12 protein-coding genes are annotated in these 15,733 nt (G+C 71.7%); 3 read left to right on the top strand and 9 right to left on the bottom strand.

The genetic code is table 11. The annotated features are described in order from the left end of the window. Positions 1–77 precede the first annotated feature (77 nt). Positions 78–458 (bottom strand): chorismate mutase, encoded by a 381-nt coding sequence (locus ACMTAK_RS36670; protein ID WP_413813106.1) that lies wholly within the window; start codon positions 456–458, stop codon positions 78–80. A gap of 891 nt (positions 459–1,349) precedes the next feature. Between ACMTAK_RS36670 and ACMTAK_RS36665 the strand changes: the two genes are divergently transcribed. Beyond that, positions 1,350–1,736, top strand: a complete 387-nt coding sequence (locus tag ACMTAK_RS36665) for a VOC family protein (RefSeq protein ID WP_413810140.1) — start codon at positions 1,350–1,352, stop codon at positions 1,734–1,736. Positions 1,737–1,798: 62 nt separating this feature from the next. On the opposite strand, the gene ACMTAK_RS36660 is transcribed toward ACMTAK_RS36665, so the two are convergent. After that, positions 1,799–2,596, bottom strand: a complete 798-nt coding sequence (locus tag ACMTAK_RS36660; RefSeq protein WP_413810139.1) for a S1 family peptidase — start codon at positions 2,594–2,596, stop codon at positions 1,799–1,801. Positions 2,597–2,861: 265 nt separating this feature from the next. Between ACMTAK_RS36660 and ACMTAK_RS36655 the strand changes: the two genes are divergently transcribed. Together ACMTAK_RS36655 and ACMTAK_RS36650 are read left to right on the top strand one after the other, a co-directional pair. After that, positions 2,862–3,749, top strand: a complete 888-nt coding sequence (locus ACMTAK_RS36655) for a hypothetical protein (RefSeq protein WP_413810138.1) — start codon at positions 2,862–2,864, stop codon at positions 3,747–3,749. 143 nt (positions 3,750–3,892) lie between these two features. Further along, positions 3,893–4,366, top strand: a complete 474-nt coding sequence (locus ACMTAK_RS36650; RefSeq protein WP_413810137.1) for a PPOX class F420-dependent oxidoreductase — start codon at positions 3,893–3,895, stop codon at positions 4,364–4,366. A gap of 12 nt (positions 4,367–4,378) precedes the next feature. Here ACMTAK_RS36650 and ACMTAK_RS36645 read toward each other — a convergent pair whose 3' ends face one another. From ACMTAK_RS36645 to ACMTAK_RS36615, 7 genes are all read right to left on the bottom strand, one after another. Next, positions 4,379–5,878 (bottom strand): glycosyltransferase family 39 protein, encoded by a 1,500-nt coding sequence (locus ACMTAK_RS36645; RefSeq protein WP_413810136.1) that lies wholly within the window; start codon positions 5,876–5,878, stop codon positions 4,379–4,381. A 57-nt stretch (positions 5,879–5,935) separates the two neighbouring features. Then, complete coding sequence (locus ACMTAK_RS36640) at positions 5,936–6,994, bottom strand: translation initiation factor IF-2 (RefSeq protein ID WP_413810135.1); 1,059 nt, start codon at positions 6,992–6,994, stop codon at positions 5,936–5,938. Further along, the gene (locus ACMTAK_RS36635) at positions 6,991–7,923 is read right to left on the bottom strand and encodes an ABC transporter ATP-binding protein (RefSeq protein WP_413810134.1); all 933 of its coding nucleotides are present in this window, start codon (positions 7,921–7,923) and stop codon (positions 6,991–6,993) included. The genes ACMTAK_RS36640 and ACMTAK_RS36635 overlap by 4 nt, the downstream gene beginning before the upstream one ends. Next, the gene (locus ACMTAK_RS36630; protein ID WP_020872138.1) at positions 7,920–8,342 is read right to left on the bottom strand and encodes a GntR family transcriptional regulator; all 423 of its coding nucleotides are present in this window, start codon (positions 8,340–8,342) and stop codon (positions 7,920–7,922) included. Before ACMTAK_RS36630 ends, ACMTAK_RS36635 begins: the two co-directional genes overlap by 4 nt. 178 nt (positions 8,343–8,520) lie before the next feature. After that, a complete protein-coding gene (locus ACMTAK_RS36625) occupies positions 8,521–9,981 on the bottom strand; it encodes a glutamate synthase subunit beta (protein ID WP_413810133.1) in 1,461 nt (486 codons plus the stop codon). Continuing rightward, positions 9,974–14,524 carry a glutamate synthase large subunit gene (gene gltB / locus ACMTAK_RS36620; RefSeq protein WP_413810132.1) on the bottom strand — a complete coding sequence of 1,517 codons (4,551 nt, stop codon included), beginning with the start codon at positions 14,522–14,524 and terminating at the stop codon, positions 9,974–9,976. Before gltB ends, ACMTAK_RS36625 begins: the two co-directional genes overlap by 8 nt. A 301-nt stretch (positions 14,525–14,825) precedes the next feature. After that, positions 14,826–15,557 (bottom strand): VIT1/CCC1 transporter family protein, encoded by a 732-nt coding sequence (locus ACMTAK_RS36615; RefSeq protein WP_020872135.1) that lies wholly within the window; start codon positions 15,555–15,557, stop codon positions 14,826–14,828. Positions 15,558–15,733 lie beyond the last annotated feature (176 nt).

Below are 15,733 nucleotides of genomic sequence, written 5' to 3'. Positions count from 1 at the left end.
GGACATGCTGCCCTACGTGCGGCGGGCCGCACACGGGTGGGAAGTGGTTGCCCGGGGCGGACGGCCGCCCGGGCGCACTACCGGAATGCGCCCTCGGGCCCCTCGGGGCCGTTGTCGGAGCGCGCGATGGTCTCGTGGTGCCGGATGACCTCGGCGATGATGAAGTTGAGCAGCTTCTCGGCGAAGCCGGGGTCGAGCTTGGCGCTCTCGGCGAGCTGCCGCAGCCGGGTGATCTGGCGCCCCTCACGGGCCGGGTCGGCCGGGGGGAGCCGGTGGGCGGCCTTGAGGTGGCCGACCTGCTGGGTGCACTTGAATCGCTCCGCGAGCATATGGACCACGGCCGCGTCGATGTTGTCGATGCTGTCGCGCAACCGGGTCAGCTCGTCGAGGACGGACGGGTCGATCCCCTCGGGGGCCGCCCCCGGCGTCGCCGGCTGTCCGGCGGTGTGGTCGCTCATGCTGTGCGTCATGCCTCCCGAGAGTACTTTTCCCCGGGGCCCGGTTCCGCTCGGGGGCGCTTCGGCCCGCGTCGGCCGGGTCCGGGGCCTGCCCTCGGGCGGCCCCAGACCCCCGGACCGCCCCGACCCCTGTGGGGGGTTCGGGGTCCGGCCCGCGGGGGGCGCGGAAGGGGGCGGGGCGGTCGTGGCGGAGGACCGCTCCCGGTACGGCGCCTCCAGCGTGGAGGAGTCGCCTGGGCGGGGAGAGGTTCCACATCCGGCCCGACTTTCCCGGTGACTTCCGGCCCGGCTTCCCCCGTGGCCCGCTCAGGGCGGAGCCGTTCCGGGCCGGGAGCCTCCGACGGGTCTTGACGCCTGCGGCGGGCTGTTCCCCTCCCCGCCCCTTCCCACAACTGGGGCTCCGCCCCAGACCCCACCGGGGCTCCGGGGCTCCGGGGGGGCGAGGCCCTTGCCAGGCGGCACAGACGCATATCGACCCCTGCGGGAACGGGCGGGGAAGGCAAAGCGGGGGTCCGCCCCGGGCCCCGGAGGGCGAGACCCTTGCCAGGCGGCACAGCCGCATATCCGTGCTGCGAGGCGCGGCTCCACCGCATGGACGGCTCCGCACCGGGCCCCGGACCCAAGGGCCGAAGCCGCTGCCGCGCGGCGCAGACGCGTATCGGCCCCTGCGGGAAAGCGGGGATCCGCCCCGGGCCCCGGAGGGCGAGGCCCTTGCCAGGCGGCGCAGCCGCATATCGGCGCTGCGAGGTGCGGCTCCGCCGCGTGGGGCTCCGCACCGGGCCCCGGACCCAAGGGGCGAAGCCGCTGCCGCGCGGCGCAGACGTATATCGGCCGCTGCGGGGAAGGGCGGGGAAGGGGAAAGATCCGGCGGATACCCCGTAGGGTCCCCACATGATCGCGACACTTCAGTGCACCGTCATCGACTGCCCCGACCCCGCCGCGCTGGCCGCCTTCTACGGCAAGATCCTGGGCTGGCGGTTGAACGACAGCGATCCCGAGTGGGCGACCCTGACGGCCGAGGACGGCCGTAAGCTGGCCTTCCAGCTGGCGCCGGACCACCAGCCGCCGCGCTGGCCGGACCCGGCCCACCCGCAGCAGATCCATCTGGACTTCGACGTGGAGACGCGCGCGGACGCGGAGCGGGCGCAGCAGGAGCTGATCGAGCTCGGGGCGACGTTCCTGCGTGACAGCGGCGGGGAGCGTTCGGGGTTCCGGGTCTTCAACGATCCGGCCGGGCACCCGTTCTGCATCTGCTACGGCCAGACGGAACCGAGCTGACCGGGACCGGCCCGATGGCCGCGCCCCGGTCAGCTCTCCGCGTTCGCGGTGCTGAGGAGGGGTCAGCCGCCGAGCTGGGTCGCGCCCGCCTTGATGTCCTTGGCGAAGGTGCTCACCTCGGTGTAGACGCCGGGCTTACCGGGCCGTGCGCAGCCCTCGCCCCAGCTGACGATGCCGACCTGGATCCACTGGCCGCTGTCGTCCTTGCGGAACATGGGGCCGCCGGAGTCGCCCTGGCAGGTGTCCACTCCGCCCTGGGCCATCTTCCCGGCGCAGATCTCCTCGCCGGTGACGAGCTCGTCGTAGGCGGACTTGCAGGTGGCGTCGTCGACGAACGGCACGCTGGCCTTCAGCAGATACCGCTGCTGGCCGCCGCCCTCGACCGCGGCGCCCCAGCCGGCCACGGTGAAGTCGCCCTTGTTGTACGCCGTGGTCTCGGCGATCTTCAGGGTGGGCTGGTTGATCGGCTTGGCGAGCTTGATGAGCGCCCAGTCCTTGCCGGTGCCGTTGTAGCCGGGGGCCTGGAGCACCCGGGTGGACTTGACCTTGATGGCGCTGGAGCTCTGGAGGTCCACGACGCCCGCGGTGGCCGTGATGGAGGTGTTGGCGCCACTGCCGTCCACACAGTGGGCGGCGGTGAGGACGATGTCCTGGGTGTAGAGGGCGCCACCACAGCCCATGGACAGCCGGACCATGAAGGGGAATTCGCCCTGCGCGGCGCGGGTGCCGCCGACCACGGAGGGGCTCGGCTCGGGGCCGGTGGGCTGGGCGTTGGCGCTGCCGGGGGTGAGGCTGAAGGCGGCGAGGGCGACCGCGCCGAGGGCCGAGGCTCTCTTGATGTGCTTCAGCGTGTTCCGCAACGGACTGTCCTTTCGTGGGGGGGTTCGAGGCGTATGTCAGGCTCATGCCAAGTCGATATGCGGCTCCGCCGCATGACAAAAATCCGGAAACCTCTCCGAAATCCCGTGGATGAGCCGGTAAAACGCCCTGTGATTATGTGGACCGGGTGAACGGGGTGACAAGGGTCGGTTTCCAGCCAGCGCGGCCTACCCACTGCCCCACCGAACGACCGTAAGGTTGACGTGAGACAGGGCGCACGGCTGGCGACGGGCACGGGGTGACGGCGTGGCGGCACCGGGCAGCGACATCGAGCACGGCTATCCCCACCTGGACACCGTCCGGGCCGCGATCACCGCGCTCTACCACCGCCTGTCCCGCGACACGGTGGACACCTTCGGACTCAGCGTGGTCCCCGGCGATGTGGCCTTCTCCGACCAGGACGATCTCTACCTGGGCGTACAGCGGGTGGCCCGGGTCATGGTGCAGCATCTGCGGCTGCCCGACGCCCGGATGATCGTGAGCTTCCGGGAGATGCGGCACGCGGGGAACGTGGAGCTGGCCGCGGGCCCGGAGTACTTCATCGAGCTCAACTCCCGCTTCAAGACCCACCGTCGGGACATCGGCGCGGCCCTGGCCCACGAGGTCACACATGTGTATCTGCACCGCCTGGACCTGTCGTTCCCCGGCTCACGCGACAACGAAATCCTCACCGACACCACCGCCGCCTATCTCGGCACGGGCTGGTTGCTGCTCGACGCCTATCGCCAGGACTCGGTTTCCAGCCAGAAACTGGGCTATCTGACACCGGAGGAGTTCGGCTACGTCCTGGCCATGCGGGCGCTGCTCTTCGACGAGGACCCCTCCCCCTGGTTCACCTCCCCGCAGGCGTACGAGGCGTACACCAAGGGGCTGGAACTGGCCCGCCGCGAGCAGGCCCGGCCGCCGCTCACCGCTGCCGGCTGGACCGGCCGCCGCCGCTACGCCAGGGACCGCCGGTCGGCCCAGTCCGGCCAGTCCTCCCCCACCGGAGGTGAGTACGCCTTCGACACCGGCCCTCCGCTGAGCGTCTCCTTCCCCTGCCCGACCTGCCGTCAGCGCATCCGGGTCCCGGTGCGCGGGCGGCTGCGGGCCCGCTGCGGGCTGTGCCGTACGGTGCTGGAGTGCGACACATGACGCGGCACGTGAGCGGCACGTGACGCGGCACGTGGGACGACACGTGACACGGCAGCCGGCCACCTGAGCGCGGCTTCCGACGCGGCGCGGTTCCGCGGCGCCGTACGGCCTTGAAGCGCGCTCGACGTCGTACGCTCGCCTGCATGAGCCCCTCCATCGCCACCAACACCCAAGTCGGCCTCGACGAGCTGCTGGAGTTCGTACGCCCGCGCCACCGTGCGCTGCTGATGACCCGCCGGACGGATGGCTCGCCCCAGGCGTCCCCGCTGACCTGCGGAGTCGACGACTCCGGCCGGATCGTGATGTCCACCTACCCCGAGCGCGCCAAGGTGCGCAACGCCAAGCGCGACCCCGCCGTGAGCCTCGTCGTGCTGTCCGACGAATGGAACGGCCCGTGGGTGCAGATCGACGGCACCGCCGAGGTGATCGACACCCCGGAGTCCGTCGAGCCGCTGGTCGAGTACTACCGCAATATCGCGGGCGAGCACCCGGACTGGGACGAGTACCGCGAGGCCATGCGCAAGCAGGGCAAGTCGCTGATCCGGGTCACCCCCGAGCGCTGGGGCCCGGTGGCCACGGGCGGCTTCCCGGCCCGGCTGGTGGGGGACGAGGGCTGACGGGGCGCCGGATCAGCAGGTGCCGGGGCGCCCGTACAGGACGATCCGCATCCCCGTGACGTCCCTGGCGGCACACCGCTGGAAGTACTTCTTCAGCACCCCCCGTTTGGTGTTCTCCTGGGGAGTGTCGTCCAGTGGCCGGCCGGGCGGGTCATTGACCGTGACGATCCGGCCGGCCGCCAGCATCCGGGTCCGGACGCGCGGCGCGGGCAGCTCGACGCCGTGCAGGGTGGCCGAGGGCACCGGGCGCTCGGCCAGGGCCAGATCCTCGAGCCCGCGGAAGTCCCCCGGGCTCGACATGATCGGCTCCCGGCGGCGGGCGGGCATGAAGAGCACGCCGTCGCCGGGCCGGCTCAGCTCCCGTACGGCGCGTGCGGCGGCCATGGTGTCGTCGATGCGGCTCTGCGGGGTCCGCAGCTGGGCGGAGTACGGGAGCAGGGCGGCCACCGCCACCACCGCCAGCGCGGCGGCCGCCGTCTTCGGGGCCGTGGCGGCGCGCAGCAGCCGCTCCAGGCGCGCCCCCGCCAGCAGCGCGAGGCCGACGTAGACGTAGATCACATAGCGGTCGACGTACAGCGGGTGCAGATACGACACCGCGATCAGCACGGCCGGGGGCAGGATCAGCAGGGGCAGCGCGAGATCGCCGAGCGCGATGGGCCCGCGCGCCGGGACCGGCGCCCTCGCGCACAGGACGCCCGCGAGCGCGGGCACGCCGAAGCCGAGCAGCTGGCTCGTGCCCGGGGGTGAGATCCAGCCGACCAGCGCCACCTGCTGCTGACTGACGATCACCAGCGGAGTCGGCACGAGGGCCGCCGCCGCGGCGGCCTGGCCCCAGGCCCAGCCCAGCCCCGCCGGCACCCGGGCCCGGTGGAGCGCCACGCCGTGTGCGAGGACGGCCAGGACCGCGAACTCGTGCAGCAGACAGGCCAGTGCCGCGACGGCGGCATAGCCGGTCCAGGTCCGCTTGCGGGGCCTGGACACGGCGCTCAGCAGCAGATGCGTGGCCCAGACGACCACGGCGCAGACCAGGGCGTAGGAGCGCCCTTCCTGCGCGTACCGCTGCACCACCGGGAACAGCGGGAAGACCAGCCCGGCGGCGAGTCCGGCGCGGGGCCCCGCGAGCCGCTGCCCGAGCAGTCCGACCCCGGCGGCCGCGGCGGCCATGGCCAGCACGGAGGGCAGCCGGAGGGCGACAAGACCGCCGTCCCAGAGGGCGAAGACGCCGTGCATGAACAGGTAGTACAGGCCGTGGACGACATCGGCCTGGCCGAGCAGATGCCAGATGTCGGCGAGGCCGCGGTGGGCCACCTGATACGTCGTCGACTCGTCCCGCCACATGCTGTTCTCGCGGCGGATCCCCCACAGCCCGAGCGCCAGCGCCAGCCCGGCCGGTGCGAGCCCGGCGGCGGCGTGCCCGGTGCGCCCGGCGGGGCGTGACGCCGGGGGCTCCGTGGGCGCCGGGCGGGCGCGTGGACTGGCCCCGGCGGTGTCGAGGGCAGGCGAGACGGACATGGGAAGGGGAACTCCGATCGGAGCGGAAGGGCTGCGGGTGGAAGGGGGTGGCGCCGGTCAGGCCCGTCCGCGGCCGATCCACCACAGGCAGAAGGCGGCGAGCGCGACGGCCGCGGCCAGGCAGATCCCGGCCTGCGTCCACTGCATGGGCCAGTAGTGGCTCGCCGGGTGCAGCTCCTCGTACCACCTCTTGGTGGCGCCGAGCCGGGCGAAGCAGCGGTCCCAGCCGTGCGCACCGACGGCGGACGAGCAGCGCTCCAGGGGGATCTTCTCCCCGGACCCGGTCAGATAGCCGTTGCCCATGCCACGCCACGCGCCGAAGTAGACATCAGGGGGAGTGTCCGCGGAGAGCTTGGAGGCGATCGTCCGCGGCGTCAGCAGATGGGGGCGCAGGGCGTCGAGCCCGTACTGGACACCGGCGGTGGCCCCCAGGGTGACCACCATGGCGGGCAGGGTGCGCTTCAGCAGCAGCCCGGCCGCCGCGCCGAGGAGGAAGGACAGCGGGGCGAGGGCGACCGCCGCCGGGCCGGTCGCGTCGAACGGTACGGCGGTGCCCCAGGCGATGTCCTGGAACGGGACCCGGGCCACCCGCCACCACCAGGTGTAGAGGGCCGCGAGGACCGCGGTGCCGGCCGTGACGGCGACGAGCGGGAGCGCGAGTTTGGCGATGAGCCAGCGGGTCCTGCCGACGGACTGGGTCCACACCACCTGGTGGGTGCCCGTCTCCAGCTCCCGGGCGAACAGCGGCGCGCCGATGAAGACGCCGATCAGCGCGGGCAGCGCGATGAGCAGCCGTCCGGTGTTGAGCAGCGGTGTGCGGTAGGTGTCGCCGAGATGGCGGAGTGCCTCGGCCATCGGCGTGGTTCCCTTGCTGGGACTGATCTCCCTGCCGTGGCAGAGCCGCTTCCAGCTCCAGTCCGCGCAGCCCTGGATGTCGTGCGCCCGCATATAGCCGACCATCTCGGCGCGCTGCCAGACGATGTACGCGGCGATCGCCGCGACCACGGCCAGGCCCGCCCACAGGGCGGCCCGGTGCTGGCGCGCCACCAGCCACACCAGCCCTCGGGCGCGGAGCCGTGCGCCGGGTGCCCGGAGCCGTATGCCGATCGAGCTCATGCCCGCACCTCCGTAACGGTCGCGCGCGCCTCGGCCGTGAACATCGGCGGGGCGTCGGGAGCGCGCAGATAGCCGAGCAGCACGTCCTCGAGGGAGGGCTCGTTGACGATCCAGCCGTCCCCGTCCGGGGTGCCCTCCGGGCGTATCAGCGCGGTGAGCTGACGGCCCGTCGTACGGGTCTCGACCACGGTGTGGCGGGCGAGCGCCTCCGGTGTTCCGCCCCCGGCCACGCCTGGTCCGGTGACGAGACGGTGAGCGGCTTGGATGGCGTCCGTCTCACCCGCCAGGCGGATCCGGCCGCCGCCCATCAGCAGCAGGTAGTCGCAGACGCCGTCGAGTTCGGCGAGCACATGGGTGGAGATGACCACGCCGGTGCCGCGCTCGGCGGCCTCGGCCATCAGGGCGCCCATCATCCGGCGGCGGCGCAGCGGGTCCTGATCGGCCATCGGCTCGTCCAGGAGCAGCAGATCGGCGCGCTTGCCGAGGGCGAGTGCGAGGGCCACACAGGTGCGCTGGCCGCCGGAGAGCGAACCGACACGGGCGGACAGCGGCACATCGGCCTCCGCCACCACTCGTTCGGCGGCCCGCTGGTCCCAGCGGAGGTTGAGCTCCCGGCCCAGGCGCAGGGTGTCGGCCACGGAGAAGCGCGGGTAGAGCGGCTTGTCCTGGGCGACGAAGGCGATGCGCTCGCGGATGCCGGGGTCGGAGGCGGGCCGGCCGAAGACCCGCAGGGTGCCGGTGGTCGGGGTCAGCAGCCCGGCGGCGAGGGACAGCAGGGTGCTCTTGCCGGAGCCGTTGGGGCCCACCAGGGCGCAGATCCGCCCGGCGGGCAGCCGGAAGGCGACGTCTCTGAGGGCCCAGCCGCGTCGGTACTTCTTGCCCAGCCCGGACGCCTCCAGCGCGCCGGCCGCGTCGATCTCGTCGGTCACCCGTTCTCCTCGTGTCCACGCTCGCCGGGGGCGGCGGTCTCACCGAAGCGCTCTTCGAGGACCGAGGCCACCAGCGCCGTCACGTCCTCGCGGTCGAGCCCGGCGGCGCGGGCCCGGTCGGTCCAGTCGGCGAGCTCCGCGCGCAGCGGTGAGTCCGCGGCGGCGCCGGGCCGGGCCAGCGACCGGCGGACGAAGGTGCCGAGCCCCGGCCGGGGCTCGACCAGCCCTTCGCGCTCCAGCTCGCGGTACGCCTTCAGGACGGTGTTGGGGTTGATGGCGGTGGCCGCGACGACCTCCTTGGCCGTGGGCAGCCGGTCCCCGGGCTCCAGCAGTCCGAGGCGGAGCGCCTGCTTGGTCTGCTGGACGATCTGCAGATAGGTGGCGATGCCGCTGCGCCGGTCGATGCGGTATTCGACCATCCGCCCTCCACCACCCTTTCACTAATCAGTTAGTGGAATGATGGTGGAGTGCACCCGAGGGAATGTCAACCGAAACGCCACGCGGCGCCTCCCCCCGGTCGGGAGGGGGGGAAGGCGCCGCGCGGCCGGTCCGTACGCCGTTGTACGGGCGGAGATCCGGGAAAGCCGGGAGACCGGGTCAGACCATGAGGGCCCGGTCGGTGGGGCGGATCGGGGCGGGCAGCTCGCTGGCCCCGGCCAGATAGCGGTCCACCCCGCGCGCCGCGGAGCGGCCCTCGGCGATGGCCCAGACGATCAGCGACTGGCCGCGGCCCGCGTCACCGGCCACGAAGACACCCGGCACATTGGTGGCGAAGTCGGCGTCGCGCGCGATGTTGCCGCGCTCGTCGAGCTCCAGGCCGAACTGCTCGACCAGGCCGTTCTTCTGGTCGGTGCCGGTGAAGCCCATGGCGAGGGTGACCAGCTGGGCCGGGATCCTCCGCTCGGTGCCCGGCTTCTGCTCCAGCTTGCCGTCCTTGAACTCCACCTCGATCAGGTGCAGCCACTGGACATTGCCGTCCTCGTCGCCCTCGAAGTGGGTGGTGGAGACGGAGTAGATCCGCTCACCGCCCTCCTCGTGCGCCGAGGTGACCTTGTAGAGCATCGGGAAGGTGGGCCAGGGCTGGCTCGGGGCACGCTCCTCGCCCGGCTTGGGCATGATCTCCAGCTGGGTGACGGAGGCGGCGCCCTGCCGATGGGCGGTGCCGACGCAGTCCGCGCCGGTGTCACCGCCGCCGATGACCACGACGTGCTTGCCCTCGGCGGTGATGGGGGACGTGGTGAGGTCGCCCTCCTGCACCTTGTTGGCGAGCGGCAGGTACTCCATCGCGAAGTGGATGCCGTTCAGCTCCCGGCCCGGGGCCGGCAGATCGCGCGAGGTGGTGGCGCCGGCCGCGATGACCACGGCGTCGTACCGCTTGCGCAGCTTGGCGGCGTCGATGTCGCGACCGATCTCGGTCTCGGTGCGGAACTTGGTGCCCTCCGCGCGCATCTGCTCGATGCGGCGGTTGATGTGCCGCTTCTCCATCTTGAACTCGGGGATGCCGTAGCGCAGCAGCCCGCCGATGCGGTCGGCCCGCTCATAGACGGCGACCGTGTGACCGGCCCGGGTCAGCTGCTGGGCGGCGGCCAGGCCCGCCGGGCCCGAGCCGATCACGGCGACGGTCTTGCCGCTGAGCCGCTCGGGCGGCTGCGGGGTGACGTCACCGGAGTCCCACGCCTTGTCGATGATGGTGACCTCGACGTTCTTGATGGTCACCGCCGGCTGGTTGATGCCGAGGACGCACGCGGACTCGCACGGGGCGGGGCACAGCCGCCCGGTGAACTCCGGGAAGTTGTTGGTCGCGTGCAGCCGCTCGCTGGCCTCGCGCCAGTTCTCCCGGTAGGCGTAGTCGTTCCACTCGGGGATGAGGTTTCCGAGCGGACAGCCGTTGTGGCAGAACGGGATGCCGCAGTCCATGCACCGGCCGGCCTGCTTGCTGATGATCGGCAGCAGCGAGCCGGGGACGTAGACCTCGTTCCAGTCCTTGACGCGCTCGTCCACCGGACGGGTCTCGGCGACCTCGCGGTCAGTGCTCAGGAAGCCCTTGGGGTCAGCCATTGATCGCCGCCTCCATCATCTTCTCGTGGGTCTCGGACTCGGAGAGCCCGGCACGCTCGGCGGCGTCCTTGGCGGCGAGCACGGCCTGGTACGTAGCGGGGATGATCTTGCTGAAGCGGGTGACGGCGGTCTCCCAGTCGTCGAGCAGCGCGCCCGCGACGGTGGAGCCGGTCTCCTCGTGGTGGCGGCGCACCGCGTCGTGCAGCCACCGCTGGTCGGTTTCGTCCAGCGCGCCGAGGGCGTCCCGCAGATCGACGTTGACGTTGTCCGGGTCGAGGTCGATCACATAGGCGATACCGCCGGACATCCCGGCCGCGAAGTTACGGCCGGTGGGGCCGAGGACGACCGCGTGGCCGCCGGTCATGTACTCACAGCCGTGGTCGCCCACGCCCTCGGAGACGACCGTGGCGCCGGAGTTGCGGACGCAGAACCGCTCGCCGACCCGGCCGCGCAGGAACATCTCACCGCCGGTCGCGCCGTACGCGAGGGTGTTGCCCGCGATCGTCGAGTACTCGGCGAGGTGGTCCGCGGCCCGGTCCGGGCGGACGATCACGCGGCCGCCGGACAGGCCCTTGCCCACGTAGTCGTTGGCGTCGCCCTCGAGCCGCAGAGTGACGCCGCGGGGCAGGAACGCGCCGAAGGACTGACCGGCCGAGCCGGTGAAGGTGATGTCGATGGTGTCGTCGGGCAGTCCCGCGCCACCGAACGTACGGGTCACCTCATGGCCGAGCATGGTGCCGACGGTCCGGTTGATGTTGCGGATCGCGACCTGGGCCCGGACCGGCTCGGCGGCCTCGGCGCTCTCGGCGTTCAGCGCGTCGGCCGCCAGCTTGATCAGCTGGTTGTCGAGCGCCTTGGCCAGCCCGTGGTCCTGCTCGATCGCCTGGTGGCGGACGGCGCCCTCGGGCAGCTCGGGCACGTACAGCAGCGGGGCGAGGTCCAGTCCCTGCGCCTTCCAGTGCTGGACGGCACGGGTGGTGTCCAGCAGCTCGGCGTGGCCGATGGCCTCGCCCAGGGAGCGGAAGCCCAGCTCGGCGAGGAGCTCGCGGACCTCCTCGGCGATGAACTGGAAGAAGTTCACCACGAACTCGGCCTGGCCGCTGTAGCGCTCGCGCAGCACCGGGTTCTGGGTGGCGATGCCGACCGGGCAGGTGTCCAGGTGGCAGACGCGCATCATGACGCAGCCGGAGACCACCAGCGGCGCGGTGGCGAAGCCGAACTCCTCGGCACCGAGCAGCGCGGCGATCACCACGTCGCGGCCGGTCTTCAGCTGGCCGTCGGTCTGCACCACGATGCGGTCGCGCAACCCGTTGAGCAGCAGCGTCTGCTGGGTTTCGGCGAGGCCGAGCTCCCAGGGGCCGCCCGCGTGCTTGAGCGAGGTCAGCGGCGAGGCGCCGGTGCCGCCGTCGTGGCCGGAGATCAGCACCACATCGGCGTGGGCCTTGGAGACGCCCGCGGCCACGGTGCCGACGCCGACCTCGGAGACCAGCTTGACGTGGATCCGGGCCCCCGGGTTGGCGTTCTTCAGGTCGTGGATCAGCTGGGCGAGATCCTCGATCGAGTAGATGTCGTGGTGCGGCGGCGGGGAGATCAGGCCCACGCCCGGAGTGGAGTGCCGGGTCTTGGCCACCCATGGGTAGACCTTGTGGCCGGGCAGCTGGCCGCCCTCGCCGGGCTTGGCGCCCTGGGCCATCTTGATCTGGATGTCATCGGAGTTGACCAGGTATTCGCTGGTCACACCGAAGCGGCCGGAGGCCACCTGCTTGATCGAGGAGCGCCGGGCGGGGTCGTGCAGCCGGTCGGAGTCCTCGCCGCCCTCACCGGTGTTGGACTTTCCGCCCAGCTGGTTCATGGCGATGGCGAGGGTCTCGTGCGCCTCCTGGGAGATGGAGCCGTACGACATGGCGCCGGTGGAGAACCGCTTGACGATCTCGCTGACCGGCTCGACCTCCTCGATCGGGATCGAGGTGCGCTCACCCTTGAAGGAGAACAGGCCGCGCAGCGTCATCAGCCGCTCGGACTGCTCGTTCACCCGCTCCGTGTACTTCTTGAAGATGTCGTAGCGGCGCGACCGGGTGGAGTGCTGGAGCCGGAAGACCGTCTCGGGGTCGAAGAGGTGCGGCTCGCCCTCGCGGCGCCACTGGTACTCGCCGCCGATCTCCAGCGTGCGGTGGGCGGAGGGGATGCCGGAGGCGGGGTACGCCTTGGCGTGGCGGGCGGCCACCTCCTTGGCGACGACGTCCAGGCCCGCGCCGCCGATCTTCGTGGCGGTGCCGTGGAAGTAGGTGTCCACGAAGGACTCGTCCAGGCCGACGGCCTCGAAGACCTGCGCGCCCCGGTAGGAGGCCACGGTCGAGATGCCCATCTTGGACATGACCTTCAGGACGCCCTTGCCGAGCGCCTTGATGAGGTTCTTGATCGCGGTCTCGGCCTCGACACCGGGCAGGAAGGTGCCGGCCCGGACCAGGTCCTCGACCGACTCCATGGCCAGGTACGGGTTGACGGCCGCGGCGCCGTAGCCGATCAGCAGCGCGACATGGTGCACCTCGCGGACGTCGCCCGCCTCGACCAGCAGCCCCACCTGGGTGCGCTGCTTGGTGCCGATGAGGTGGTGGTGGACCGCGGAGGTGAGCAGCAGCGAGGGGATCGGGGCGTGCTCGGCGTCCGAGTGGCGGTCGGAGAGCACGATCAGCCGGGCGCCGTCCTCGATGGCGCGGTCGGCCTCGGCGCAGATCTCGTCCAGCCGGGCGGCGAGCGCCCGACCGCCGCCACCGACCCGGTACAGGCCCGAGAGGTTCGCCGCCTTGAGGCCCGGCATGTCCCCGTCGGCGTTGATGTGGATCAGCTTGGCCAGCTCATCGTTGTCGATCACCGGGAAGGGCAGGGTGACGCTGCGGCAGGAGGCCGAAGTCGGCTCCAGCAGATTGCCCTGCGGGCCCAGCGAGGAGATCAGCGAGGTGACCAGCTCCTCGCGGATCGCGTCCAGCGGCGGGTTGGTGACCTGCGCGAACAGCTGGGTGAAGTAGTCGAACAGCAGCCGCGGCCGCTCGGAGAGGGCGGCGATCGGCGAGTCGGTGCCCATCGAGCCGATCGGCTCGGCGCCGGCCTTGGCCATCGGCGCGAGCAGGACCCGCAGCTCCTCCTCGGTGTACCCGAAGGTCTGCTGACGGCGGGTGACCGAGGCGTGGGTGTGCACGATGTGCTCGCGCTCGGGAAGGTCGGCCAGGTCGATCAGACCGGCCTCGAGCCATTCGCCGTACGGCTGCTCGGCGGCCAGTTCGGCCTTGATCTCGTCGTCCTCGATGATGCGGTGCTCGGCGGTGTCCACCAGGAACATCCGGCCCGGCTGGAGCCGGCCCTTGCGCACCACCTTGGCCTGGTCGATGTCCAGGACGCCGACCTCGGAGGAGAGCACGACCAGACCGTCGTCGGTGACCCAGTAGCGGCCGGGCCGCAGACCGTTGCGGTCCAGTACGGCGCCGACCTGGACGCCGTCGGTGAAGGTGACACAGGCCGGGCCGTCCCAGGGCTCCATCATCGTGGAGTGGTACTGGTAGAAGGCGCGCCGGGCCGGGTCCATGGAGGGGTGGTTCTCCCACGCCTCGGGGACCATCATCAGCACCGAGTGCGGCAGCGAGCGGCCGCCGAGGTGGAGCAGCTCCAGGACCTCGTCGAAGGTCGCCGAGTCGGAGGCGTCCGGGGTGCAGACGGGGAAGATCCGCTCCAGGCCCTTCTCCCCGAACAGATCGCTGACCAGCTGGGACTCCCGGGCCCGCATCCAGTTGCGGTTGCCCTGGACGGTGTTGATCTCACCATTGTGGGCGACGAAGCGGTACGGGTGGGCCAGCGGCCAGCTCGGGAAGGTGTTGGTGGAGAACCGGGAGTGGACCAGCGCGACGGCCGTGGCGAAGCGGCGGTCGGAGAGGTCCGGGAAGAACGGCTCCAGCTGACCGGTGGTCAGCATGCCCTTGTAGACCAGGGTGCGGGCGGACAGCGAGGGGAAGTAGACCTCCGCCTCGCGCTCGGCGCGCTTGCGCAGCATGAACGCCTTGCGGTCCAGGGCCACGCCGGTGGTGGTGCCGTCGGCGACGAAGAGCTGGCGGAAGGCGGGCATGGTGGCCCGGGCCCCGTTGCCCAGCAGCTCGGGGGCGACGGGCACCTCGCGCCAGCCGAGGACGGTCAGGCCCTCCTCGGCGGCGAGCCGCTCGATGTGCTCCGCGGCGGCCGCACCCTCGGTCTCACCCTCCGGGAGGAACGCGATGCCCACCGCGTAGGCACCGGCTTCGGGCAGCTCGAAGCCGGTCACACTGGCCCGCAGGAAGGCGTCCGGAACCTGGACGAGGATTCCCGCGCCATCTCCGGAGTCGGGCTCGGAACCGGTGGCGCCGCGGTGCTCGAGGTTCCTCAGCACGGTGAGAGCCTGCTCCACGAGCTCGTGGCTGGCCTCGCCGGTGAGGGTCGCCACGAAGCCGACGCCACAGGCGTCGTGCTCATTGCGCGGGTCGTACATCCCTTGGCGGGCAGGGTGGGATGCGGAACGCATCGGCTCTCCCGTCGTCGTCATGGCATTTTGCGTGTGCCGAGGGACGACGTTGGCCCTCCGCGAGAATTTCGTGCAGGTTACATGATGGGGTGAATCTCGGGAAGCGAAAATTCCGTTCCATCATGCGGACACCCCAGAGGTGGGGTGAGGTGAGGCAGTACGGGCATGGGCGATGGGGCGACCGGCGTCGCCATGGCGCGGATCGGGCGACACTGCCCAAGCGCTTCGGGCTTATGCCCGCCCGTAAAGGGATCGAAACCGGGGAGTAACGGCGTGATGATCGCGGCTCGCCGTATGACTGTCATCCTACGGCCGTTCCGAAGAAAGCGCCCAGGGCATAGGTCACACCCGCCGCCGCGCCACCCAGCGCCAGCTGCCGCAGCCCGCTGTACCACCAGTTACGGGCGGTCACCCGCGCCACCACAGCACCGCAGCCGAAGAGCCCGATCAGCGCCAGCACCAGGGCCGGCCACAGCGCCGAGGCGCCCAGCAGATACGGCAGCACCGGCAGCAGCGCGCCCAGCGCGAAGGAGCCGAACGAGGACACCGCCGCGACCAGCGGCGACGGCAGATCGTCCGGGTCCACGCCCAGCTCCTCGCGGGCGTGTATCTCCAGCGCCTGCTCGGGGTCGCGGGAGAGCTGCTCGGCCACCTCACGGGCCAGGGCCGGCTCCACCCCGCGCGACTCGTAGAGCGCGGCCAGCTCCTCCAGCTCGTCCACCGGGTGCTTGCGCAGCTCGCGCCGCTCCACCTCCAGCTCGGCCTGGACCAGATCGCGCTGGGAGGCGACGGAGGTGTACTCACCGGCGGCCATCGAGAAGGCACCGGCCGCGAGGCCCGCCAGACCGGTGATCACGATCGTCTGCCGGTCCACGGCGCCACCGGCCACACCGGTCATCAGCGCGAGGTTGGAGACCAGTCCGTCCATGGCTCCGAAGACGGCCGGGCGCAGCCAGCCGCCGTTCACATCACGGTGGGTGTGGTTGTCGCGGTGGGCGATGTGCGGTGACTCGGCGCTGTCAATGACGGACATATGAAGATGTGCTCCCTTCGAGAAGGGTGTGGCGATGCGGCCCTCACCCCAACGGTTCGAAGGTACGCACGAATTCCCCCGCTCCGCCAGCAAGGAAGGCCGAACTTACCTCGCTGACCTGCGCAGACGCAGAAGGGCCGCCAAACCCCGAGGGGTCCGGCGGCCCGGTGGACGCA

The organism is Streptomyces lacaronensis (genome assembly GCF_047337785.1).
In the GTDB taxonomy this organism is placed as follows: domain Bacteria; phylum Actinomycetota; class Actinomycetes; order Streptomycetales; family Streptomycetaceae; genus Streptomyces; species Streptomyces lycopersici.
Note: the sequence above shows the minus strand (reverse complement) of the source record. Positions and strands in the feature narration are given on the sequence as shown.